The organism is Acetobacter sp. DsW_54, from assembly GCF_002153575.1.
Classification (GTDB): domain Bacteria; phylum Pseudomonadota; class Alphaproteobacteria; order Acetobacterales; family Acetobacteraceae; genus Acetobacter; species Acetobacter fabarum.
Genome location: NZ_JOPD01000012.1, coordinates 78,209 through 101,683, shown reverse-complemented (window position 1 = coordinate 101,683; position 23,475 = coordinate 78,209). Strand labels below are relative to the sequence as shown.

General features: G+C 58.9%; 22 protein-coding genes. 11 read left to right on the top strand and 11 right to left on the bottom strand.

Annotated features, from left to right (window positions below):
* Positions 1-2: 2 nt before the first annotated feature.
* The 3 genes from HK20_RS06830 to HK20_RS06820 are packed head-to-tail and all read left to right on the top strand — an operon-like array spanning position 3 to position 2,052.
* Positions 3-518: a hypothetical protein gene (locus HK20_RS06830; RefSeq protein ID WP_086646337.1), complete on the top strand. Its 516-nt coding sequence runs from the start codon at positions 3-5 to the stop codon at positions 516-518.
* Entirely contained in the window at positions 515-1,429 is a 915-nt protein-coding gene (locus HK20_RS06825; protein ID WP_086638149.1) for a class I fructose-bisphosphate aldolase, read from the top strand. Before HK20_RS06830 ends, HK20_RS06825 begins: the two co-directional genes overlap by 4 nt.
* A gap of 38 nt (positions 1,430-1,467) precedes the next feature.
* On the top strand, positions 1,468-2,052 hold the full coding sequence (locus tag HK20_RS06820; RefSeq protein WP_086646336.1) for a thiamine phosphate synthase: 585 nt from the start codon (positions 1,468-1,470) through the stop codon (positions 2,050-2,052).
* Positions 2,053-2,104: 52 nt separating this feature from the next.
* Here the strand turns inward: HK20_RS06820 and HK20_RS06815 are convergent, their stop codons facing one another.
* The 3 genes from HK20_RS06815 to epmA all read right to left on the bottom strand — a co-directional run bounded on the left by HK20_RS06815 (position 2,105) and on the right by epmA (position 4,461).
* A complete protein-coding gene (locus HK20_RS06815; protein ID WP_086646335.1) occupies positions 2,105-2,917 on the bottom strand; it encodes a fasciclin domain-containing protein in 813 nt (270 codons plus the stop codon).
* Positions 2,918-2,929: 12 nt separating this feature from the next.
* Entirely contained in the window at positions 2,930-3,340 is a 411-nt protein-coding gene (locus tag HK20_RS06810; protein ID WP_086646334.1) for a hypothetical protein, read from the bottom strand.
* Between the two features lie 95 nt (positions 3,341-3,435).
* The gene (epmA, locus tag HK20_RS06805) at positions 3,436-4,461 is read right to left on the bottom strand and encodes an EF-P lysine aminoacylase EpmA (RefSeq protein ID WP_086646333.1); all 1,026 of its coding nucleotides are present in this window, start codon (positions 4,459-4,461) and stop codon (positions 3,436-3,438) included.
* A gap of 20 nt (positions 4,462-4,481) precedes the next feature.
* Between epmA and HK20_RS06800 the strand changes: the two genes are divergently transcribed.
* Entirely contained in the window at positions 4,482-5,531 is a 1,050-nt protein-coding gene (locus HK20_RS06800) for a lysine-2,3-aminomutase-like protein (protein WP_086646332.1), read from the top strand.
* Between the two features lie 18 nt (positions 5,532-5,549).
* Here HK20_RS06800 and ggt read toward each other — a convergent pair whose 3' ends face one another.
* The 3 genes from ggt to HK20_RS06785 form a co-directional block, all read right to left on the bottom strand.
* Positions 5,550-7,349: a gamma-glutamyltransferase gene (gene ggt, locus HK20_RS06795; RefSeq protein ID WP_086646331.1), complete on the bottom strand. Its 1,800-nt coding sequence runs from the start codon at positions 7,347-7,349 to the stop codon at positions 5,550-5,552.
* 5 nt (positions 7,350-7,354) lie between these two features.
* The gene (map, locus tag HK20_RS06790) at positions 7,355-8,155 is read right to left on the bottom strand and encodes a type I methionyl aminopeptidase (RefSeq protein ID WP_086646330.1); all 801 of its coding nucleotides are present in this window, start codon (positions 8,153-8,155) and stop codon (positions 7,355-7,357) included.
* A 114-nt stretch (positions 8,156-8,269) separates the two neighbouring features.
* Positions 8,270-9,430, bottom strand: a complete 1,161-nt coding sequence (locus HK20_RS06785) for a D-alanyl-D-alanine carboxypeptidase family protein (protein ID WP_233129111.1) — start codon at positions 9,428-9,430, stop codon at positions 8,270-8,272.
* A 292-nt stretch (positions 9,431-9,722) separates the two neighbouring features.
* Here HK20_RS06785 and clpS point away from each other — a divergent pair, with 292 nt between their 5' ends.
* The gene (gene clpS / locus HK20_RS06780; protein WP_086646328.1) at positions 9,723-10,100 is read left to right on the top strand and encodes an ATP-dependent Clp protease adapter ClpS; all 378 of its coding nucleotides are present in this window, start codon (positions 9,723-9,725) and stop codon (positions 10,098-10,100) included.
* 353 nt (positions 10,101-10,453) lie between these two features.
* A complete protein-coding gene (clpA, locus tag HK20_RS06775; protein WP_086646327.1) occupies positions 10,454-12,799 on the top strand; it encodes an ATP-dependent Clp protease ATP-binding subunit ClpA in 2,346 nt (781 codons plus the stop codon).
* Positions 12,800-12,862: 63 nt separating this feature from the next.
* On the opposite strand, the gene HK20_RS06770 is transcribed toward clpA, so the two are convergent.
* Entirely contained in the window at positions 12,863-13,363 is a 501-nt protein-coding gene (locus HK20_RS06770; protein ID WP_086646326.1) for a DUF3465 domain-containing protein, read from the bottom strand.
* Between the two features lie 234 nt (positions 13,364-13,597).
* Here HK20_RS06770 and HK20_RS06765 point away from each other — a divergent pair, with 234 nt between their 5' ends.
* Entirely contained in the window at positions 13,598-14,611 is a 1,014-nt protein-coding gene (locus HK20_RS06765) for a cache domain-containing protein (RefSeq protein ID WP_086646325.1), read from the top strand.
* Positions 14,612-14,695: 84 nt separating this feature from the next.
* On the opposite strand, the gene HK20_RS06760 is transcribed toward HK20_RS06765, so the two are convergent.
* The gene (locus HK20_RS06760) at positions 14,696-15,592 is read right to left on the bottom strand and encodes a polyphosphate kinase 2 family protein (RefSeq protein WP_086646324.1); all 897 of its coding nucleotides are present in this window, start codon (positions 15,590-15,592) and stop codon (positions 14,696-14,698) included.
* Positions 15,593-15,701: 109 nt separating this feature from the next.
* Between HK20_RS06760 and HK20_RS06755 the strand changes: the two genes are divergently transcribed.
* Positions 15,702-16,310, top strand: a complete 609-nt coding sequence (locus tag HK20_RS06755; RefSeq protein ID WP_086646323.1) for a YqgE/AlgH family protein — start codon at positions 15,702-15,704, stop codon at positions 16,308-16,310.
* A gap of 54 nt (positions 16,311-16,364) precedes the next feature.
* Here HK20_RS06755 and rapZ read toward each other — a convergent pair whose 3' ends face one another.
* The gene (rapZ, locus tag HK20_RS06750) at positions 16,365-17,336 is read right to left on the bottom strand and encodes an RNase adapter RapZ (RefSeq protein WP_086646322.1); all 972 of its coding nucleotides are present in this window, start codon (positions 17,334-17,336) and stop codon (positions 16,365-16,367) included.
* Between the two features lie 243 nt (positions 17,337-17,579).
* On the opposite strand from rapZ, the gene HK20_RS06745 reads away from it, so the two are divergent.
* The gene (locus tag HK20_RS06745; RefSeq protein ID WP_086646321.1) at positions 17,580-17,978 is read left to right on the top strand and encodes a hypothetical protein; all 399 of its coding nucleotides are present in this window, start codon (positions 17,580-17,582) and stop codon (positions 17,976-17,978) included.
* A 28-nt stretch (positions 17,979-18,006) separates the two neighbouring features.
* Here HK20_RS06745 and HK20_RS06740 read toward each other — a convergent pair whose 3' ends face one another.
* Positions 18,007-19,788 carry a stimulus-sensing domain-containing protein gene (locus HK20_RS06740; RefSeq protein ID WP_086646320.1) on the bottom strand — a complete coding sequence of 594 codons (1,782 nt, stop codon included), beginning with the start codon at positions 19,786-19,788 and terminating at the stop codon, positions 18,007-18,009.
* A gap of 9 nt (positions 19,789-19,797) precedes the next feature.
* A complete protein-coding gene (locus tag HK20_RS06735) occupies positions 19,798-20,514 on the bottom strand; it encodes a response regulator transcription factor (protein WP_086646319.1) in 717 nt (238 codons plus the stop codon).
* Positions 20,515-20,707: 193 nt separating this feature from the next.
* Here HK20_RS06735 and HK20_RS06730 point away from each other — a divergent pair, with 193 nt between their 5' ends.
* Both HK20_RS06730 and dnaK read left to right on the top strand, forming a co-directional pair.
* Positions 20,708-21,289, top strand: a complete 582-nt coding sequence (locus HK20_RS06730; RefSeq protein ID WP_086646318.1) for a nucleotide exchange factor GrpE — start codon at positions 20,708-20,710, stop codon at positions 21,287-21,289.
* Between the two features lie 194 nt (positions 21,290-21,483).
* Positions 21,484-23,382 carry a molecular chaperone DnaK gene (dnaK, locus tag HK20_RS06725; RefSeq protein WP_086646317.1) on the top strand — a complete coding sequence of 633 codons (1,899 nt, stop codon included), beginning with the start codon at positions 21,484-21,486 and terminating at the stop codon, positions 23,380-23,382.
* The last annotated feature ends 93 nt before the right edge of the window (positions 23,383-23,475 follow it).

Here is a 23,475-nt window from a genome sequence, read left to right as displayed (position 1 = left end):
GCATGCTCACGGAAAACAGGCCACTTTTCTCATCTTCTCTGGCGGGTATCCGCTATGTGTGCGTCCATGACCGTGCTGGTGTGCATATGGCTTTGCGTGCGGCGGGGCTGGCGGAGTATGGTGGTTGCATTGGCCTGCTCTCCCCCCCCGGTGCGGTGGCATACATGGGGGTAGGCTGGTGGCATGCCCTGATGAACGATGCCGCAGAATCGGCCCGGCAGCCTTTTGTGCACGTGCTCGATTGTGACAGTAGTCCTGCAGGTGCGCTCATGGCGTTGCGTTGTGGCCAGCAAACTGCCATTCTGCGCCCGCAAAACCCACAATATGAGACAATCCGGGCCTTGTATGCACAGGAAAAAGCGACACTTCTGCCACAACGCCCGCCATCATTTAACCTTATCATGCCGTTAAGTGCCATATCGTCTCTTGTCGGGTATTTCGCCCACGGTTATTGCCAACACCAGCATCCGGAAAATAATGTGCCGGACACAAGGCAAAAGAAGGACTGTTCCCCATGACGCTTACCCCGAAGGTTAAGGCTATTCTCAATCAGTATGAGAGCGATAACCCCGGTACAAAGACGAATCTGGCCCGCCTGCTCAATGCTGGCAAGCTGGGTGGAACCGGCAAAATGGTCATTCTGCCGGTGGATCAGGGGTTTGAGCATGGTCCTGCCCGCTCTTTCGCAGCCAATCCGGCCGCCTATGACCCGCACTACCACTTCCAGCTTGCGATCGAAGCCGGGCTGAGCGGCTATGCAGCGCCTCTGGGCATGCTCGAATGTGGGGCCGCAACCTTTGCGGGTGAAATTCCGCTTATTCTCAAGTGCAACAGTTCCAACAGCCTTGCGACCGAAAAAGATCAGGCCGTTACCGGCACCGTAGCGGATGCGCTGCGTCTGGGTTGTGCGGGCATTGGTTTTACCATTTACCCCGGCTCGGAATACTGCTTCGATCAGATGGAAGAACTGCGTGAACTGGCGGCAGAAGCCAAATCCGTGGGTCTGGCCGTGATCGCATGGAGCTACCCGCGTGGCCCCGTGCTGGACAAGAAGGCCGAAACAGCCGTGGACGTATGCGCCTATGCCGCGCATATGGCCGCCCTGTGTGGTGCTCACATCATCAAGGTCAAACCCCCGACCGACGTTGTGGCACTGGATGCCTGCAAGCCTGTGTACGAAAAGAACAAGGTTGATGTGGCAACGCTTGCCGCGCGCATTAACCATGTTGTGCAGTCCAGCTTTGCCGGTCGCCGGATTGTCATCTTCTCTGGTGGTGAACACACCGGCACGGACAACCTGCTGGCCACCATTCAGGGTATTCATGATGGTGGCGGCTTTGGCTCCATTATCGGTCGTAACGTGTTCCAGCGCCCCAAGGCAGAAGCGCTGGCCCTGCTCGACCAGATTATCACCATCTTCAAGAGCTGAGCCTAACAGATGCGCATCGTGCGGAAAGGATAGTCGCAGTGTCGGAACTTTATCTTGTTACGCCTGCACTCTTGCACGCCGATGCGTTTTTGCCTGTGCTGGAGCAGCGTCTGGCCAACCACCAGCCCGCAGCATTGCTGCTGCGTCTGGCGGATGGCATAGCCCCTGCTGCCGCCATAGCCCTGATCGGGGCTATTCGCCCGCTTGTCCAGCATGAGGGCATTGCCCTGATGCTGGAAGACGCACCCGAACTGGCTGTGCAGACCGGGTGCGATGGGGTTCATCTCTCCCAGTCCTATACTGCGGCCAGTGTGCGCGACGTACGACGCCAGATTGGTGATGAACTGCAACTTGGTGTGGCCGTAGGCAGCAGCCGCGACGGCGCCATGCGCGCGGGGGAAGAAGGGGCGGATTACGTCTGCTTTGCTCCGGATGCCGCGCAGAGTGCAGAGGCCACACAGGCCGTTCTGGCTCTTGCCCAGTGGTGGTGCATGATGATGGAACTGCCCGCCGTAGCCTGCGCCGCAACCCCCGAAGACGCCCGCGCACTGGCCGGGTGTGATACGGATTTTGTCATGCCCGATACCAACTGGTGGGATGACCCTTCCCCGTGGGTTTTTTAACTCCAGCTATCCAGTAGTCCTGCGCCGTATGGGGCAAACCCCTTAAGGGGTGTTAGGGGTGCGTAGCCGCCTGTTCCGCAGGTGGCAGAACCAGCGTGTGCGTAAAATACAGTACACCGTTGGATTGTGGAATCCCCATGACCCAGAGCGGGCTGCTTTGCCCATGGGGTTGGCCAACCATGACCTGCTCTGTTTGTGTGTCCAGCCAGATGGGCAGCGCCTGCCCGTTCAGGGTGGGGAGCAGCAGGCTATGGCCCGGTGCGGCAGCAAGGGCTGCACGCAAGGCCTTGTGGGGCCATTTTCCGGTGACAATTGTATAGCCTAGCAAGGCGCGTACCCTGCCGGTGCTGGCTGGGTCCAGGAGCTGGCCACCAGTTTGCGCGTTATAGGTTTCCAGCGCCGTATTGGGCAGGGCGAACACCGTAAAAGGCCCCGCCTGCTGCAAGGTCGGGAATAGGCCGGTCCTGTCCAGCAGATGCGTGTAGTCGGCCAGCTCTATGGAACTGCGCAGGGTGTCGGACAGGGGGCGGTCGCAGAATGCGGGCGTTTGCGGGTTGCCGTAGGCAACGGCACTATCAATTGGATTGTTCTGCCCGGACTTGCCACTGCGCCCCTGTGTATAGGTGCGTGTGCCCGAAACTGTTGGCATCATATACGCGCAGGTAGAGATTGGCGTTGTGTATGTGTCCTGCCGCGCGGGGCTCTGCTCGCAACCACCCAGCATGAACATGCCAGCCAGCATAAGTGCCGGGGGAGCCACAAACCCACGCCAGCGGTGTTGTGCGCGGCGTGGGGTGTGGTGACGCAAAGGAGCCTCATCCCGGGTAGTCGTGGTGTTGAACGGTAAGGGCAGGAGGCTCAGCATGATGCGTGTGGTCTAGCAGCCGTCGCCCCGCATTGTCCAACTGATGACAAGGCCTTTTACGAGTTCAAAGTTGGTCTGGCAGCTATAGGTGTAAGCGGTGCCCATACCGCCGCCCCAGCCGCCATAACCCCAACCACCGTAGCCCCAGCCACCATAGCCGCCCCAGCCGCCACCCCAACCGGGGCCATACCCCCAGCCACCGCCCATGGGCATGGAGGTGTAGTCGGTCTCCTGCGTGATGTAGGCAAGAAAAGTGTGATCCCCCGTGGTGAACTGGCGCGTAGGCACGCCAAAGGTGCGGATAACATCCACGGTTGGCCGCCCGATCATGGAATCGAGCTTGCGTCGTTCCTCCGCGCTGGGAACCTGGCAGGCGGCAAGGGCTAGAAGCCCGATCAGTAAAAATCTGTTTGCGTATGTCATGGCACCGACTTGCCCCTTGGTGGAATACGCCTGCGGTGTGCGTCGTACGAGTGGAAGATAAGCAAAAAACACCTGTTAAGGCTAAATGTTGCAGACTAATCCTGTATCCACAAGACATCCTGTATCTGGCGGGCTCCACTGGCCAGCATAACCAGCCGGTCAAAGCCCAGCGCAATGCCTGAACAGGGGGGCATGTGGGGCAGGGCGTGGAGGAGTTTTTCGTCCATCGGCCAGGTGGGGCGGGTCGGGTAAAGCTGCTGGCGTTCGGCCCTGTCATGGGTAAAACGCTGGCGCTGCTCTACAGGGTCTGTCAGTTCCTCAAACGCATTGGCCAGTTCCATGCCTGCGGCGTAAAGCTCAAACCGCAGGGCCACGCGCGGGTCTGTGGGGTCCTTGCGTGCCAGTGCGGCCTGGCTTGCTGGCCAGTGCGTTAAAAACGTGGGGCGGGTCTGGCCAATGGCGGGTTCGATTCGCTCCAGCAACAAGCGGAAAAACAGGTCTTCCCAGTGTTCACCGTCGCGCAGGGTGCAGCCTGCCGCATGGGCCAGTGCCTGCGCATTACCTTGGGTTGGAAGCAGGTCAACACCAGCATGGTGGCGGAATGCATCTTCCATGCTCAGTCGTTCAAAGGGCTGGCTAAGGTCCAGCGTGCAGGCGTTGCGGTGCACGACAGGGGGCAGAACGGCTTTGAGCATGGCTTCTGTCTCGTCCATCAGGCCGCTCAGGGGCATGCCGGGCTGGTACCATTCCAGCATGGTGAACTCGGGGGCATGGGTGCCGCTGGCCTCACCATTGCGCCAGACACGGGCAAACTGGAACAGCGGCAGCCCGGTGGCGGCGATAATCCGCTTCATGGCGAATTCGGGGCTGGTGTGCAAAAACAGCGGTTGGCGTTGGCCGTTGGGTGTTTCCCGCTCGGTCTGGAAGGGGAGCAGATGCACCTCTTCCCCCGGCACGGGCACGGCGCAGGGGGTTTCCACCTCCACGCAGCCACGGGATTCCAAAAACGCGCGCACACCCCGCATGGTCAGGTTGCGGCGGATTAAAAATGGCAGCCGGTCGCGAATACGCTCGGGGTCGGGGCCACCAAAGGACAGATGAGATGTTGCAGACACAGACATGGGCAGAGTAGAGCCGGTACATGTCTTCCCCGGTCAAGCCCCCTTTTGCGACCAGCCGAACGCTGCGCACCCCAGATGAATTGATTGCCGCCGGTATGGCCACGCCCGCGCAAAAAGCGGACCTGCAAGCCATAGCCCGGCAGTATGCCACGGCCATACCGCCCGCTTTTGCGGAGCTGATGCACAGCCTAGACGACCCGATTGGCGTGCAGGTTGTGCCCACCATGCAGGAACTGGTGGTCACGCCGGAAGAGCGCTCTGACCCGATTGGAGATGATGCGCTCTCCCCAGTGCCCGGTATTGTGCACCGCTACGCGGACCGCGCCTTGCTTAAGCCCCTGCTGGTATGCCCGTTATACTGCCGGTTCTGCTTCCGGCGGGAGCATGTGGGGCCAGATGGCGGTGTGCTGGATGATGAAGCCCTGAGCCGCGCGCTGGACTGGCTACGCACGCATGAGCAGATCCGCGAGGTTATTCTGACCGGGGGGGACCCGCTCATGCTCTCGCCCCGGCGGTTGGGGGAGATTGTGCAGGCCCTTTCCGGCATGGCGCATGTAACCACCATCCGGGTGCATACGCGCGTGCCAGTAGCCGCACCCGAGCGTGTGACAGACGCATTGCTGGATGCGCTGGAAACGGACAAAGCCATGTGGATGGCCGTACACATCAACCATGCGCGGGAAATAGCTCCCCCCGCACGGAACAGCCTGCGCCGTATTGCCCGGCGGGGCATACCGCTGTTGGGGCAGTCGGTGCTGCTGCGTGGGGTGAATGACAGCGAGGAGGCACTGGAAGACCTGTTCCGCACCATGGTGGAAAACCGTATGCGGCCGTACTACCTGCACCAGCTCGACCCTGCGCCGGGTACGGCCCATTTTCATGTGCCGGTCGCACAGGGCCAGCGCCTGCTGGCTGGTCTGCGGGGGCGTGTTACGGGGCTTGCCTGGCCTATTTACGTGCTGGATATTCCCGGAGGCTACGGCAAGGTTCCTCTGGGGCCGGAGTATATTACGGGCGAGCGGCAGGTGCGTGACCCACAGGGCGGCACCCATAATCTGGACCGCCTGTAGGCGCTGCGGGGGAGGAGCTTACTCCCCTATCGCTGCCCCGCCGGGGTGGCGGTGGTCGGCCCCACCATAAAAACGGGCTGGTCCGTGGCTGTTCAGGCCGGGGCCCCCTACCAGAATCCCCTCGGGAATGCCCCACGGCGCATGCAGGACAAAGCTGTACCCCTCCTGCTCCAGCGTTTGCTGCACCTGCGGGGTCAGGGCGTTTGCCTCAACCTCCACACTCTGTGGCATCCACTGTTCGTGCAGGCGGGGCAGGTCTATGGCCTGCTGGATATTCAGCCCGTAATCCACAACGCCCAGAATAACAGAGAGTATAATGGTGGGAATGCGCGACCCACCGGGGCTGCCAATAACCATGACCGGCCTGTTATCGCGCGAGATAATGGTCGGCGCCATGGAGGAAAGGGGCGTTTTGCCCGGCGCAATGGCATTGGCCGCACTGCCGGGAATGCCAAACATGTTCAGCGCCCCGGGTTTGATGGAAAAATCATCCATTTCATCATTCATGATGATCCCGGTGTCTCCCGCCATCACCTTGGCGCCAAACCAGCCGTTCAGCGTATAGGTGGTGGAAATGGCAAACCCGTTCTGGTCGATTACCGAAAACTGGGTGGTTTCGGGTTTTTCTGGCGAGGCAACACCTGCACGCAGGTCAGCGGAGGGAATGGCTCTGTTGGGCGGAATATGCGCGCGTATGCTGGCAATATAGGCCGGGTCCAGCAGGCTGCTGACCGGGTTATGGACAAAAGCCGGGTCGCCCAGATCCCGCCGGTCGGAATAGGCGTGGCGCATGGCCTCTATTTCACGCTGGAGAGCGGGGGCGGTGTGCAGGCCAAGGGCGTGCATGTCATACCCGGCCAGAATTTCCAGCATTTCGCACAGGGCAATGCCGCCTGCACTGGGGGGCGGGGCTGTTTCTACCAGTAACCCACGGTAGGTGCAGCTTATGGGGGGCAGTTCGCGCGGCTGGTAGTGTTCAAAATCTTTGGCCTGCAAAATGCCGCCATGGGCTTTGGACTGCTCCAGAATACTGGCGGCGATGGATCCTTTGTAAAAGGCATCCGCCCCGTTCTGTGCGATCAGTTCGAGCGAGTGTGCCAGATTTTTCTGTACCAGCCTGTCACCGGGCTGGAAGGGGGAGCCATCGGGGCGCAGGAAAACCTTGCGGGCATAGGGGTCCTGCGCCAGCGCAGCGGTGGAGGTGTTCAGGAGCTGCACATCCCCTTCCCCCAGCACAAATCCATCGCGGGCGAGCTGAATGGCAGGGGCCATAACCACTGCTCGGGGCAGGTGGCCCCAGCGTTTATGCACGGCCTCCAGCCCGGCCACAGTGCCGGGCACGGCTACGGCCTTCCAGCCCAGAAGGGACAGGTCGGGGATAACATTGCCCTTACTGTCCAAAAACATATCCGGCGTGGCTGCCAGAGGGGCCTTTTCCCGGAAATCGAAAAAAATCGCAGGCTTGCCCGGTGGGCGCAGCATCATAAACCCGCCACCCCCCAGATTGCCCGCAGCAGGGTACACCACCGCCAGTGCATACCCCATGGCAACGGCAGCATCGGCAGCATTGCCCCCTTTGGCCAGAATGCGCGCTCCTACCTCTGATGCCAGCTTCTGGGCAGAAACCGCCATGCCGTGCTGCCCGGGTACGGGAGCAGCCACGGCTGCATTAGTCGGCACCGCTGCCCCGTAGGCCAAGGGGTCGGCCATGGGTGCCGCGTAGGCTGGCAGGGTGGCAATGCCTGCGCTCAGGCAACAAACCACCTGCACCACATGGCGCGCAACACGGGAGAACAACGTGGTGGGGGTGGTTTGCATGGCGCTTATCCTTCGGTTGGGTAAGGGGGGCAGTCGTACCCTGCGGGGGAACGGGTAAATATTTCATACCCGGTCTGGGTTACGGCCAGCATATGCTCAAACTGTGCGGACAAGGAGCGGTCACGCGTTACGGCGGTCCACCCGTCTTCAAGAATTTTCACTTCGGGTTTGCCAATGTTAAGCATGGGCTCAATGGTAAATACCATACCGGCCTTCAGCTTCATGCCCTCGCCGGGGCGGCCGTAGTGCAGGATGTTGGGTTCGGCATGAAAAACCTGCCCGATCCCATGCCCGCAAAAATCTTCCACAATGGAGTAGCGGTGTTTTTCGGCGTGGCTCTGAATGGCGTAGCCAATATCGCCCAGAGTGGCACCGGGGCGTACAACCTCAATCCCGCGCATCAGGCTTTCATACGTGGTGGTGATCAGCTTGGCAGCTTTGATGGACACCTTGCCCACGGTGTACATGCGGCTTGTATCCCCGAACCAGCCGTTAAGCTTGGGGGTGACGTCGATATTGACAATATCGCCCTCAATCAGTGGCCGATCACCCGGAATGCCGTGGCACACAACATGATTGACCGAAATACAGCACGACTTGGGGTAGCCACGGTAGTTCAGTGGGCCGGGGGTGGCGCCATGCTCAAGCGTGTAGGCATGAATAATGCGGTCCAGTTCGCCCGTGGTTACGCCGGGTTTGACGTAAGGCGTAATCATGTCCAGCGTTGCTGCGGCCAGCTGGCCTGCCGCCCGCAGGTGCTTGAAGTCTTCTTCGGTATGGAGAACGATTCCGCCTCTGCCCGCCATTCTGCACTTCCTCATCGTTGTTGGTGCTTTTGAGAAAGCAGCAAGATGAAGAGTGCAGGCCACAAAGGCAACCCGCTTTGGTTATAACGGGCTGCCTAAATGGCCATAAAATGTTCAGGTCCGGTTATGTGCGGTTGTGTGGTGCACCATGCTGCGGCGGATGGTGGGCGTGGCAATGGTATGGACCTTGGCCCCAATAACCGCAGTATGGCGGCCATGGCTGACATTGGTAATAGCCGCGTGGTGGCGGCGGGTTGCAGGTGCTTCCGCCACTTCAAGTGGTGCGTGCCTGTGGTTGGCGGCGGCCATGATCAGCGCGCCACGGCGGCTGCGGTGGCGCTGGCTGCTGGTAGCCTGCGCTACAAGAAGCGGGCGGGCAACAGGAGCTACGCCTTCGGCATCAAAGCCGTGGTCCAACTGGTTGGCCATGACCAGCGAGCGCTGGGTGTTGCTGGATGCCCCCATAACCACACCAACTAGCCGCACATTGTCACGCAGGGCGGAGGTCACAAGGTTACGCCCGGCTTCCTGCGTGTATCCCGTCTTCATGCCGTCTGCCCCGGCATAGACCTTGAGCATGGGGTTATGGTTGGGGATGTAGCGGCCATGGAAGCGGAAGGATGGGGTGGCAAAGTAATGGTAATATTCGGGAAAATCGGCAATCAGGCGGCGGCCGAGGGTGGCCAGATCCCGCGCGGTTGTCATCTGGTCAGGGTCGGGCAGGCCGGATGCGTTGCGGAACAGGGTCTTGGACATACCCATGGCGTGGGCCTGCTGGGTCATCATGGCGGCAAACTGGGGTTCGCTCCCGCCCCCGATCAGCTCACCCAGGGCACAGGCTGCATCGTTGGCGGATTTGGTGACCAGCGCAAGCACAGCCTGTTCAACCGTCAGGTGTGTGCCGGGAACCAGCCCGAGTTTGGAAGGTTCCATGGTGGACGCATGGATGGAAACCGGCACGGACTGGGTCAGGGAGATAGCCCCGGCACGCAGTGCGTTGAAGGTCATATACAGTGTCATCAGCTTTGTCAGGCTGGCCGGGTAGCGCCGCAGGTCCGGATCGGTCTGGGAGAGCACGGCCCCGGTATTGGCATCCATGACAATGGAACTGATCTGTCCGGCATACTGCGCACGGGCCTGACTGGCCGTAGTAAATGCAGCAAGGGTTACACCAGCAAGCAGACCTGCCCATTTACGCAAACGGAGGGTTTTTGTGCTGCCCGATGTTAGTCTGTTGTGTTCCGTTATCTGCCGTAACGCCGGTTTGTCTGCCACTGCTACCCCCACCTGTGCCTTATGGAGCACTATTCCGCCTACTGTCAGGAATCGCAAGAGCATGGCGGCAAAAAACTGGAACTCTGGCGCATGGAATCCAACATAAGCTATTCCCGCGTCTGTTCTGCCATGTTGTGCCCATGTGTGGCATAAATATGGCGCGCTGGTTCCATATTGGGCACGCACACCAGCTATTCTGTCGTTCCGCTCTCTTTTATTGTACTTTGGCTTTGCCAATATGGTGGTAAGGAACACCACTCGTTTTTCACCCTGCCTCGGGAGTTTGGTTGCCATGGCCTCGTTTCATCTTCCTGTTCTGCATACAGGCAACGGGCCGTCGCGGCGTGATGGAGGCATGGATTCGGACCGGGATGATGTGGAAATTGGCGTGGTTGTGCGGGCCAAACCCAAAACCCGCAAACCCGCCATGTACAAAGTGCTCATGCTGAACGATGACTACACTCCCATGGAGTTTGTGGTGTACGTCCTTGAACGCTTTTTTCAGAAGAATCGTGAAGAAGCGACAGACATCATGCTCAACGTCCACCGCAAGGGTGTGGGTGTCTGTGGTGTGTTTACGTATGAGGTGGCAGAGACCAAGGTTTCTCAGGTCATGGATCTGGCGCGCCAGAACCAGCACCCCTTGCAGTGCACCATAGAAAAAGACTGATACCAGAACCTCTAGCGTTTTCCTGAACACAGTTTGGCTGCCAGCCGCGCTCTGCGGTGTTTGGCGTGTGCGCAAGCCCGTGGTCGGTGGGGTGTCAGCCCCGCTTCTGGCCTGCAAATGCCGCTTTGCAGGCAGAACACGCATATTTTTGCGATTGAGCGCTTGGGTAAAAAGCGCGCAAAACCAGCATTCTTGCCAGAGATGAGAACGAAAAATGCGTGAACATGCGTTTTTTGCGTGGTTATGACTCGCATTTCTTGCCGAAGCAGCCAAATATGTTTGCAGGGCACCCGATCATGGTCCCGAGATTGTTTTGCCGTGGTCGGAAAGTCCGGGGAAAGGAGCGTCTCGTCATGTTGTCACGCAATCTTGAGCAGACGCTGCATCGGGCGCTTATTCTGGCCGGAGAACGGCATCATGAATATGCCACGCTAGAGCATCTGCTTCTTGCCCTGGTTGATGATGCGGATGCCGTAACGGTGTTCCGCGCTTGTGGGGTTGATCTGGACCGGTTGCGGACAGACCTGACAGGCTTCCTCGACAAGGACCTTGCCGGTCTGGCGTCTGAGCGCCCGACCGAACCCAAACCAACAGCCGCGTTCCAGCGTGTTATCCAGCGCGCCGCCATTCATGTGCAGTCCACCGGACGCGATGAGGTGACGGGCGCTAACGTGCTGGTCGCCCTGTTTGCCGAGCGTGAAAGCCACGCCGTGTACTTCCTGCAACTGCAGGACATGACACGTCTGGACGCCGTGAACTTTCTCTCCCACGGGATTGCCAAAGCCCCCGACCGCGCCACCCGGCGCCCGGTTGCAGGCAGCAATACCGGTGCGGAAAAAGGGGAAGAACCCGAACGGGCCGAAACCAAGGCACAGAAAAGCCAGGATGCACTGTCCACCTACTGCGTCAATCTGAACGACAAGGCGCTGGCTGGTAAGGTTGACCCGCTGATCGGGCGGGATACCGAAATTGAACGTACAATCCAGATTCTGTGCCGCCGTACCAAAAACAACCCGCTATATGTAGGCGATCCCGGTGTAGGCAAAACCGCCATTGCGGAAGGGCTTGCCCGCCGGATTGTGGAAGGCAGCGTGCCTGAAGTGCTGCTGAAATCCACCATCTATTCGCTGGATATGGGCGCATTGCTGGCTGGCACCCGCTACCGCGGTGATTTTGAGGAACGCCTCAAAGCCGTTGTGACGGAGCTGGATCAGGACCCGCACGCCATTCTGTTTATTGATGAAATCCATACCGTTATCGGTGCGGGTGCAACATCGGGCGGGGCCATGGATGCGTCCAACCTGCTCAAACCCGCTCTGGCGGCTGGCACGCTGCGGTGCATTGGTTCGACCACCTACAAGGAGTTTCGCCAGCACTTTGAAAAAGATCGTGCTCTTGTCAGGCGGTTCCAGAAGATTGATGTGCCCGAACCCAGCATTGATGATGCGGTCAAGATCCTGCGCGGCCTGAAGGGCAGCTACGAAAAGCACCACAAGGTCCGCTACACGGAAGAGGCTATTCGTGGGGCTGTGGAACTTTCCGCACGTTATATTCATGACCGTAAATTGCCCGACAAGGCGATTGACGTGATTGATGAGGTCGGGGCTTCGCGCATGCTCCAGCCTGAAGGCCGCCGCCGCAAGACGGTCAACCTGAAGGATGTGGAAGACATTATCGCCCGCATTGCCCGCATTCCGCCCAAAAGCATTTCTGCTGATGACAAGGAAGTGCTGCGTTCTCTGGAGCGTGACCTCAAGGGCATGGTGTTTGGGCAGGATCAGGCGATTGACGCACTTTCCGCCGCCATCAAACTGGCGCGTGCTGGCCTGCGTGATCCGGAAAAGCCGATTGGCAACTATCTGTTCTCTGGCCCCACAGGGGTTGGTAAAACGGAAGTGGCCCGCCAGCTTGCCAACGCGCTGGGTATTGAGCTGATCCGCTTTGATATGTCCGAATACATGGAGCGGCATTCCATCTCCCGCCTGCTGGGTGCGCCTCCGGGGTATGTCGGGTTTGATCAGGGTGGTCTGCTGACCGATTCCATCGACCAGCATCCTCATGCCGTGCTGCTGCTGGATGAGATCGAAAAAGCCCATCCCGACCTGTACAACGTGCTGCTACAGGTTATGGATAACGGCCGCCTGACGGACCATAACGGCAAAACGGTCGATTTCAGGAATGTTATCCTGATCATGACCACCAACGCCGGTGCGTCCGACATGAGCAAGGAAGCCGTAGGCTTTGGTCGCAAGGTGCGTGAAGGCGAGGATGAAGAGGCCATCAAGCGTCTGTTCACCCCCGAGTTCCGTAACCGACTGGATGCGGTTATTCCCTTCGCACATCTGACGCAGGAAATTGTCGGGCAGGTTGTTGAAAAGTTCGTGCTGCAGCTTGAAGCGCAGCTGGCTGACCGGCACGTGACCATTGAACTGTCTTCGGCAGCCAAGGAGTGGCTGGCGGAAAAAGGGTATGACCGCCTGTATGGTGCCCGTCCGCTGGGTCGGGTTATTCAGGAATCCATCAAAAAACCTCTGGCCGAGGAACTGCTGTTCGGGCGTCTGGCCAAAGGGGGTGCCGTTAAAATCGGCCTCAAGAATGGTGAACTGGCGTTTGATATTGTGGAGAGCAATGCCAATGCTGCCTCCAGCTCTGGCGAGGATGAACGCGGGAGCGAAAAGGAAGAAGAAGCCGCAGACTAACTTTTGCGCGCACTGTGAAAAACATATTTGGCTGGCCAGTTTTTCTGGCCAGCCATTTTTTGTTCAGTCGTATTTTGTGCCGTTGACAATAACGTAGCCCGGAATGCCCCATGAGCGGCCAGTGCCACGGTGTGTCCAGTCCACACCCTGCTGGCGTGCTGAATCATAATAATACCGGCCCACCACTTCGACCTTGTCGCCCTTGGCGACCCATGGCCAGGCGGGGGTGTGCATTTCGTCCAGGTTGGTCACAATGCGGATGGAAATATTGGGTGCAACCGTTATGTAAAAATAGCCATGTCGGCCGCTACGGGTTTGTCTGGCGGTTTTGGAAAGAGTTAGAACAGTCCCGCAAATATGCACTGCGGCATCGGCTTTTGGCCCACCGTTTTCAAACGCCTGCTGTTTGCTCAGAAAATCCTGATTATCGCATGTGGCAGACACGGAGACAGGCAGGTTGGTATCTGCATGTCTGTGCCGGGCCTGTGCCGGGGTGTTCAGGGTAGGCAGGGCCAGCCCGGCGCATAGGGCCAGCAGGGACATGCGGCGTGTAAAGTGGAACATGGGAATCCTTGTACGGGGTCAGCAGGTTTATCTGGCTGTGTTCATGACCGGGCGGTAACCTTGTGTCAAATGCACGTGATAGGGATGGAACAGGCTTATAATCAGGAGTTTACAGACCTTAATAATTTCGGCAAAACAGGGGGATACAGTATATTCTGCTGTTGTTTTGGCGAAAATGGTTGTGTGTCCCATGCGCCACATTGTTTCGATACCGGATTGAAAGACATATCCCGCATGCAAGACGATATTCTAAAACTTGCTTACGAAGTCTCTCAGATGACGCGGGAAAAAATTCATCTGATTGCTTCAGTCATGAACGAAGCCAAGTTTCTTGCCATCAACACACGCATTGAAGCCGCGCGGGTAGGGCAGGCTGGTGCGGCCTTTGGCCTGCTGGCAGACGAAATGGGGCGTATTTCCACCCGTATTGTTGGCATTGCCTCCGAACTGCGCAGCGCAACAGACAGCAGCACCGAGCGCCTGCTACAGGCTGGGAACGATCTGCTTTTGCGCGGCAAGGGGGAACGTATGACCGACCTGGCCCTGAATGTTGTGGATCTGATTGACCGTAATCTGTACGAACGCTCGTGCGACGTAAGGTGGTGGGCAACCGATAGTGCCGTTGTGCAGGCGCTGGAAAGTGCAACCCCCCAAGCGTACCAGTATGCTGCAGAGCGTCTGGCAACAATTTTAAAATCCTATACTGTTTATCTTGATCTTTTTATTGTTGACCCCAGAGGCAAGGTGGTGGCCTGTGGCCGCCCGCAGACACACCGTTCTCTGGAAGGGAGCGATATGTCGGGCGAGGCGTGGTTCGCAAAAGCCATGCGCACGCAAAGTGGAGAGGAATACGCGGTAGCAGACGTTAACCGTGTGCAGGCACTCAATAACGAACAGGCCGCCATTTACAGCACCGCCATCCGCGCGGGTGGGGATGCGCGCGGGCAGGTTCTGGGTGTTCTGGGCATTGCGTTTGACTGGGCACCGCAGGCCGAAGCCATTGTAAACGGTGTGCGCCTGTCTGATGTGGAACGGGGGCAGACGCGCGTTATGCTGGTAGATGCCCACAAGCGTATTATTGCATCGTCTAACGGTAGTGGTGTGTCGGGCGATTATTACAAGTTCACACCGCAGGCGGAGCGTGGCTACTACGTAAGCGGGGATAAGCTGATCGCTTATGCCCACACGCCGGGGTATGAAACCTATAAAGGCCTTGGCTGGTATGGGGTTTTGGAAACCAGCCTGTAAAGCAAAAGCTATTTAAGCAAGGTTTGCCTGTACCCCAGAGGAGTTTCCCCCCATTGCAGCGTGTGCTGCAATGGGGGAGGTGTTTCAGGGTTTTTCCTGCAACAGGCGTGTGCGGTAGTCATCAAGCTGGCGCATGACGTCGGGGTTGGGCTGTGGGGTAACCTGCCGCAGATTGTGCAAGGCCCGGATAATGGTGCCAATAACCACAAGACGTGCATACCATTTGTGGTTGGCAGGCACGATAATCCACGGGGCATGTGCGCGTGCGGTCTGGGCAATGGCATCCTGGTAAGCAGTTGCGTAATCATCCCAGTACTCGCGCTCATGCAGGTCCGAGGGGGAGAATTTCCAGCGTTTTTCAGGAATATCCAGCCGGGCCAGCAAGCGTTCGCGCTGTTCCTCGCGTGAGATGTTCAGGAAGAATTTGAGCACAATTGTGCCCTGTCTGCTCAGGTAGTGTTCAAGGTGGCGGATGTCGCTGTAGCGGCCATCCCAGAATTCGGGGGTGTTGAGTGCCCCGGGAACATGCCCGTTTTTAAGCAGGTCAGGGTGGACGCGGCTGACCAGAACATCCTCATACTGGCTGCGATTAAAAATAACGATGCGCCCTGCCTGCGGTGCGGCAGCATGGATGCGCCACAAAAAACCATGCAGCAGATCGGTCGGGCCGGGCTGCTTGAAGGAGGTTACGGCAACGCCTTGCGGGTTCACGCCGGACATGACGTGCTTGATCGTGCCATCCTTGCCAGCGGCATCCATGCCTTGCAGAATGATCAGGAGCGAGTGGGTCTGGTTGGCGTACAGAAGTTCCTGAAGGTCCTGTAGCAGACCCTTGACCTGCCTGAGCAGTTTTTTGCCCGTGTCCTTGTCCAGTCCCAGATGCCCATCATCATCGGGGTTGTGGTCGCCCAGCCGGAACTGGCTGCCGTCCGTGACCTTGTAGCTGTCGAGTGCATTCAAAAAACGGGAGAGGGTGTTCATGGACAGGTGTCCTGAAAATTGAGCAATATGTGTCGGAGGCATAGAATTACAGACAACAGTTGTGCTGGCAATCTTGCCAAAAAAGGAAGTGTTTCTCATATCTTGGGGGATGGTATTCGCAAACACGCCCCAACTCGCCCCTGCTGTTATGGATAACGGCCTTTCGCTGGCAGGTATGCTGCTGGTGGCAACGCCTATGCTTGGGGGGACCGCGTTTGGGCAATCCCTTATTTACATGTGCAGCCATACGCCAGATGGAGGGGCCATGGGGCTTGTTATCAACAAGCGCCTGCCCCGCCCCGATTTTGATGATCTGCTGGAGCAGTTGCACATTACCCCTGTTCCCCCGGTGCGCCGGATTGGCCTGTGCGCTGGCGGCCCGGTGGAGGAGGGGCATGGCCTTGTTCTGCATTCTGGGGAGTGGAGTGGTCAGGACAGCCTGCGTATTACCGAGAATGTGACACTCACCTCCAGCATGGATGTGCTGCAGGACATAGCTCAGGGGGGAGGCCCGCAGGATGCCTTGCTGGCCATGGGGCATGCGGGCTGGTCAGCGGGGCAGCTTGAGCAGGAAATTTTTCAGCACGATGCATGGATGGTGGTGCCTGCCACGCGTGAGCTGATTTTTGGCATGGACCATACCGTTAAATGGCGGCGGGCTCTGGCGTCCATCAACATTGACCCAGCCCGTCTGAGCGGGCAGGCGGGCCATGCCTGAGCGCACGTGCTCAACACCCATATCCAGATTACGGTGTGGCGGTAGGCGGATTGCTCAGTAAGGATCGACCCGTGTGGTTTCGGTCGGTTTTCTGGCCCAGCGCCAAGCACTTATGCCTTGCCGGGCCAGTTCGCGGTGCATGATCATGATCGGCCATTGGCCAGACCCCTTGTAGTGGCCCATGCCATCGGGGGCGGACAGGCGTTTGGCCAGTGCTTCCACCAGTGTAACCGAGCGGTGCCGACCACCTGAGCAGCCGATGGCGATGGTGGCGTATTTTTTGCCTTCCTGCACAAAGCGCGGCAGCACAAGCTGGAGCATGGCGTGGATCTGGTTCAGAAAAGGCAGGTAGTCCGGGTCGTGGGTTACGTAGGCTGCAACATCCCCATCCAGTCCGGTTTTGGGGGCCAGTTCGGCTACGTAATGCGGGTTCCGCAGGAAGCGGGCATCAAACACAATATCCGCCTCCCGTGGCAGGCCCGCAGGGTAGGCGAAGGACATCAGGGTAACAGTCAGCCCCTCGCTTGCACCACCAACCCATGGGCTAAACCGGCTTTCCACAAACTGCCGCAGGTCTGGTGGGGGCATATCTGTGGTGTCGATCACCAGATCGGCTGCGGCGCGCAGGGGGGCGGTCAGGGCGACTTCGGCCTCTATACCTTCTTTTATGCTGCTATGGGGGGCTAGCGGGTGCCGCCGCCGGGTGGCGGTATAGCGGCGGAGGAGCACACTTTCGTCCGCTGTGGCGTAAATCAGCTCCACGCGCAGGTGGGGGTTAACCCGCAGGCGGGCCAGAGCCGCCAGCACGGCGGACGCATCAAACCCTCTTGTGCGGGAATCGACCCCTATGGCCACAGGCCGTTCTGCCCGGGCTACAATATCGTCCAGCATGCCAAGTGGCGGGTTGTCGATCACCTCGTGGTCAAGGTCTTCCAGAATCCGCAGGATGGAAGACTTGCCCGCCCCGGACAGACCAGACACCAGCAGAATGCGGCGCGGAACCGACGTATCATCCGCCATGTGCATGGCCGGCTCTTCCTTTTTATTGTCCGAACAGAGGCATGCTCCCACCGGGCCGTTGGTGGCCTCTGGCGCGCAATTCGGATGCGGCGCGAGTTTAAAGCAGTTTTATGCGGAAAGAGAAGGCATTCTGCTCAGACCAGCTATACCGGATGTTAAGGAATGAGGCCAACCGACCCAAGGTGGTGCATTTGTTACGAAAGGGAAAATTGCGGTTCCCGCGCGGCTGCCTTACATCATCATTCCGTGATGAAAGATAAAACCCTGACACGGACCCCACGTTCCGTCGCCAGTCGTCCGCGTGTCGTGCAAACGGCGGGTGGCTTTGAGCTTGCCGGGCTGCATGCCCCCCAGTTCCGGGGGGTGGACCTTGCCGACCAGTGCCGGGCAGCCTTTGAAGAAGCCGTAACCTTGCTGGAGCCGCATGATCTGACATTGCGCGACGTCAGCCGCATTGTCTGCCATATTGCGGATGCGGATGAGTTTCCTGCCAGTTTTCCGGTTTTTCGCCAGTTTTTTCCCACTACATCACCGGGCATGACCATGATGTGGCTTAAGGATGCTCCCTCTTCGGTACCAAAAATCACGGTTGATCTGATCATCAACGTGCCGGAAGAGGAAGATATGGACGTGGCAGCAGGGTTCTGACGCCCCACAACGCCAGACCCCGCCACGTCTAGCGTGGCGGCAGGCTCAGCACGCGGGGCAGTTCGATAATGAACTGGGCTCCGCTTATGCCCCCCTTGTGGTCATGCAGGTTTTCCACAGCAATGCTGCCGTGTAGGGCCTCTATGATCTGGCGGCTGATGGACAGGCCAAGGCCGGAATGCTGGCCAAAATTCTCGCTTTTGGGGCGTTCTGAATAAAAGCGGTCAAAAATGGAATCCAGCTTGGCCTGGGGAATCCCCGGCCCCTGATCCGAGACGGAAATGCGGACTATTTTACCATTGGCCGCAGCATGCAGGGTAATCTGCCCATTGGGCGGAGAAAACGATATGGCATTGCCGATCAGGTTGCGCAGCACCTGCACCAGACGGTCTTCTACGGCCAGAGCAGTCAGCGGGTGCTCGGGGGTGTCATCCTGCACATCGGTCACCATAACCGGCTGCCCGTCCTGACGTGTGGCCTGATGAATTTCCGTTAGAACAGCCAGCAGCGGGCCAACCGCTACGGGGCGGGCCTTGGCGCGCGACATTTCCGCATCCAGTCGGCTGGCGTCGGAAATATCGGTAATCAGCCGGTCCAGCCTGCGCACGTCATCATTGATAATGGTCAGCAGGCGGCGCTGCTGGTTGAGGTCCTCTATGCGCAGCAGGGTTTCGATCGCGGAGCGGATGGAGGTCAGCGGGTTTTTGATCTCGTGGCTGACATCGGCAGCAAAGCGTTCAATGGCGTCCATGCGCTTCCACAACGCCTGTGCGCTGGCCTGCAGGGCGCGGGCGACATCACCAATTTCGTCCCGTCGGGCCAGCAGGCGTGCGGGCACCGTGCCTGTGCGCCCCGTGGTGTCCCGCATGACCTGTGCCGAGGCCGCCAGCCGCAGCAAGGGCCGCGCAATGGTGAGCGAAAGATACCACGACAGCAGGACCGTCAGCACCAGTGCCAGGAAAAAGAGAGAGAGAATGGTCGAGCGGATGGCAAATAGCGAGCGGTCAACCTGCGAGGCCACGCGGGTCAGCTGGATTACGCCCACCGTCCAGCCATCGCGCATAACGGGCTCGGCCACCGTAATAATCAGCCTGCCACGGGATGTGCGGCGGATATAGGGCGGGGCTTCTGGCGGTGGGTGGTCTGTACCGTCAAGGCGCTGTGGGCGGTCCGGGCGGTCGGGAATATCTTCCTCATCGGTATTGAGGGTGACAATGCCCGGATTATGGCCAGACCACAGCCACGTTAAAAACCGCTCGTAAATGCCCGGTTGGTACGCGGGGGGAAAGGGAATGGTATGGGAGCGGAAGTGGTGCGGCTCCGGTGGTGTGTCCAGCGTGTCGGCCACATCAATCAGGTTATCCGCGACCAGCCGGCCATCGGGGCCAAACAGGCGGGCATGGGCGTTGGGGCTGGGTTCGGTCAGACGCTGGAGGAGGGGGCGGGCCAGTGCGGCTTCCAGCTCGTACCCACGGTCCTGTAGCTGGGCGGCGTGGGGGTGGGCGGCGCGTACGGCACTCTGCCCCAGTGCTCCGGCGTAAATGCGGGCCTGCTCGCGCAGGGCGGTTACCTCGGTTGCCAGCAGGCTGTTGCGGAACTGGTTAAGGAACAGCACCGTAAGCCCCAGCAAGGCCAGCGGCAGGATATTCACCAGCAGCACACGGCGCATGAGGGGGGAGATCAGCCGGGTGCGCGATGCCTGATAGGCTGCCGTGGCTTCCACCCCACCATTATGCGGGCGCTGGCCGGGTATGCGCAGGCTGCGCGCCTGTGCAAACAGGTGCGCCAGCAGGGGGGGGCGGTTGGTCATGCCCTTGGGTCAGTCTTCCTTGTAGCGGTAGCCAATGCCGTACAGGGTTTCGATCTGGTTGAAATCATCATCCACCTGCCGGAATTTTTTGCGGACCCGCTTGATGTGGCTGTCAATGGTGCGGTCATCCACATACACGGTGTCTCCGTAGGCCGCATCAATCAGCTGATCGCGGGATTTGACCAGACCGGGGCGCTGCGCAAGGGTTTTGACCAGCAGAAACTCGGTTACGGTCAGGGGGACATCCTCCCCTTTCCATGTGCATTTGTGGCGCAGTTCATCAAGCGAGAGATTGCCGCGTGTGAGCGCACCCCCACCTGTGGGGGCGCCGTTGGCTTCCGCCCGGCTGACCTCGTTGCGGCGCAGCAGGGCGCGAATGCGCTCCAGCAGCAGGCGCTGGGAGAAGGGCTTGGTAATATAGTCATCCGCCCCCAGCCGCAGGCCCATAAGCTGGTCCACTTCCTCATTTTTGGAGGACAGGAAAATAACGGGCAGGTTGGAGCGCGTGCGCAGGCGCTGCAACAGTTCCATGCCATCCATACGGGGCATTTTAATGTCCAGAATAGCCAGATCGACCGGGTAGGCCGTCAGCCCCTGCAATGCCGATTCGCCATCCGTATAGGTCCGGACGTTAAAACCCTCTGCTTCCAGGGTCATCTGAACCGATGTCAGAATATTGCGATCATCATCAACCAGCGCAATTGTCTGCTTGGTGCGCTCTGTCATCGTTTGTATGTTCCTTTATCCCTTGCCATCAGCGCAAGCTGTTTAGCTTAGGCGCCGCAGGCTTCCAATGCCAAGAGGGGGAATGGCGTGATGCACGCTTTTTTCCGGCCAATGGCTGCCGTGCATAAAATCCTGCATTGCAGGGGGTCAACGGGTCTTGTCGGCTGGGGCGGTGTTGCCTACTTCTTGCTACATGACCCAAGATACAGAACCCACACAGGTCGAGACCCCGGTAGATCCGGCTCCGGCCGAACAGGCAGCCCCCCAGCAGGCAGGTGCTGCCGAGAATGCCGCCGATGCACACGTGCAGGACCTTGAACGCTCGGTTACGGAGTTCAAGGAAAAATGGCTGCGTGCTGAAGCCGAAAACCAGAACCTGATGGCCCGCGCCAAGCGCGACGTGGAAGATGCCCGCCAGTACGCGGTGCAGAAATTCGCGCGTGATGTGGTGGAAGCCGCCGAAAACCTGCGCCGCGCGCTGGACAGCCTGCCTGCCCAGACCGAGGGTGAGGACACGGTTGTGACCAAGATGCGCGAGGGGATTGAAAGTACGGAACGTTCCTTCCTGTCCATTCTGGAACGGCACGGGATCAAGAGCGACAACCCCGCTGGCAAGGCGTTTGACGCCAATCTGCATCAGGCCATGGCTGAACAGCCCAGCGCCGAGCATACCCCCGGTACGGTCATGCAGGCATGGACACCAACATGGACGCTGCATGGTCGCCTGCTCAAGCCCGCCATGGTGGTTGTGGCCAAGGCTGGTGACGCCCAGTAACACTGCGTGGGAGGGAAGATAAAAAACCTTCCCGCAGAGTGGTTTTTCCTTCTTGAAAAAGGGAAAACCGCACCATACATCAGGTTGGTCATTCTGATTGCGCCCCGACTTTGGTCCGGGTTCAGTCGGTTACGATAAAAAAGGGCTTTGTCTGATGCTTCGGGTCGGATGAAGTCGCTAAAAGGAGCACGAAATTGAGCAAAGTCATTGGTATCGACCTCGGCACCACCAACTCCTGCGTGGCCGTGCGCGAAGGTAACGAAACAAAAGTCATCGAAAACAGCGAAGGCGCACGCACGACGCCGTCCATGGTCGCTTTCACCGAAGGTGGTGAAATGCTGGTCGGGCAGGCCGCCAAGCGTCAGGCTGTTACCAACCCCACCAACACCCTGTATGCCGTAAAGCGCCTGATCGGCCGCCGCTTTGATGATGCGACCGTCCAGAAGGACAAGGGCATGGTCCCTTACAGCATTGTCAAAGGTGACAATGGTGACGCATGGGTTGAAGCCCGCGGCACAAACTACGCACCGTCCCAGATTTCTGCCTTCATTCTGGGCAAGATGAAGGAAACGGCGGAAGCATATCTGGGCGAAAAAGTGTCGCAGGCCGTTATTACGGTTCCCGCATACTTTAACGATGCCCAGCGTCAGGCAACCAAGGACGCAGGCCGCATTGCCGGTCTGGAAGTGCTGCGCATCATCAACGAACCCACCGCAGCAGCTCTGGCTTACGGGCTGGAAAAGAAGAGCGGCGGCACCGTGGCTGTGTATGACCTTGGCGGCGGCACGTTCGACGTTTCCGTGCTGGAAATTTCTGATGGCGTGATCGAAGTAAAATCCACCAACGGGGACACGTTCCTGGGTGGGGAAGACTTTGATAACCGTATCATCGGGTTCCTGGCCGACGAGTTCAAGCGCGAACAGGGTATCGACCTGCGCTCCGACAAGCTGGCCCTGCAGCGCCTGAAGGAAGCAGCAGAAAAAGCCAAGATCGAGCTGTCCTCCTCCAAGGAAACCGAAATCAACCTGCCGTTCATCACGGCCGATGCATCTGGTCCCAAGCACCTTGTGGTCAAGCTGACCCGCGCCAAGCTGGAAAGCCTTGTGGATGACCTGATCAGCCGCACGCTTGAACCCTGCAAAGCCGCGCTGAAGGATGCCGGTCTGTCTGCTTCGGGGATTGATGAAGTCATTCTGGTCGGCGGTATGACCCGCATGCCCAAGGTGATCGAAACGGTTAAGGAATTCTTTGGTAAGGACCCTGCCCGCAACGTGAACCCCGATGAAGTGGTTGCCATTGGTGCCGCCATTCAGGGTGCAGTGCTCAAGGGTGACGTCAAGGACGTTCTGCTGCTCGACGTAACCCCGCTGTCTCTGGGGATTGAAACGCTGGGTGGTGTGTTCACCCGCCTGATCGACCGCAACACGACCATCCCGACCAAAAAGAGCCAGGTGTTCTCCACGGCGGAAGACAATCAGGGCGCTGTGACCATTAAGGTCTATCAGGGCGAGCGTGAAATGGCGGCTGACAACAAGCTGCTTGGCAACTTCGACCTGACCGGTATTCCCGCAGCACCGCGCGGCGTGCCCCAGATTGAAGTGACCTTTGACATTGACGCCAACGGCATTGTGTCCGTTTCCGCCAAGGACAAGGCCACCGGTAAGGAACAGCAGATCAAGATCCAGGCATCTGGTGGTCTGTCTGACAATGACATCGAAAAGATGGTCAAGGACGCAGAAGCCAACGCAGCAGCCGACAAGGCCAAGCGCGAGCAGGTGGAAGCCCGCAACAGTGCGGAATCCCTTGTGCATCAGGTCGAAAAGTCCCTGTCTGAAGTGGGTGATAAGGTTCCTGCTGCGGACAAGACCGAAGCCGAAGGTGCCATTGCCGCCGTTAAGTCCGCTCTGGAAGGCACGGATGTTGAAGCCCTCAAGAGTGCAACGGAACGCCTGACACAGGCTGCGATGAAGGTGGGTGAAGCCGCCTACAAGGCAGGTCAGGAAGCCGAGGGCGCTGAAGCCGGTGCCAAGGCAGACGAAAAAGACATCGTTGACGCCGACTTTGAAGACGTGAACGAAAACAAGAAGTCCTGATCGGACGCATGCAGCCCGTGAGGCCATGTGACAAGCATGGCCTCAGTGCATTATCTTTCCGGCGTCCGTGCTTTTTATAAGGCGGACGCCGTT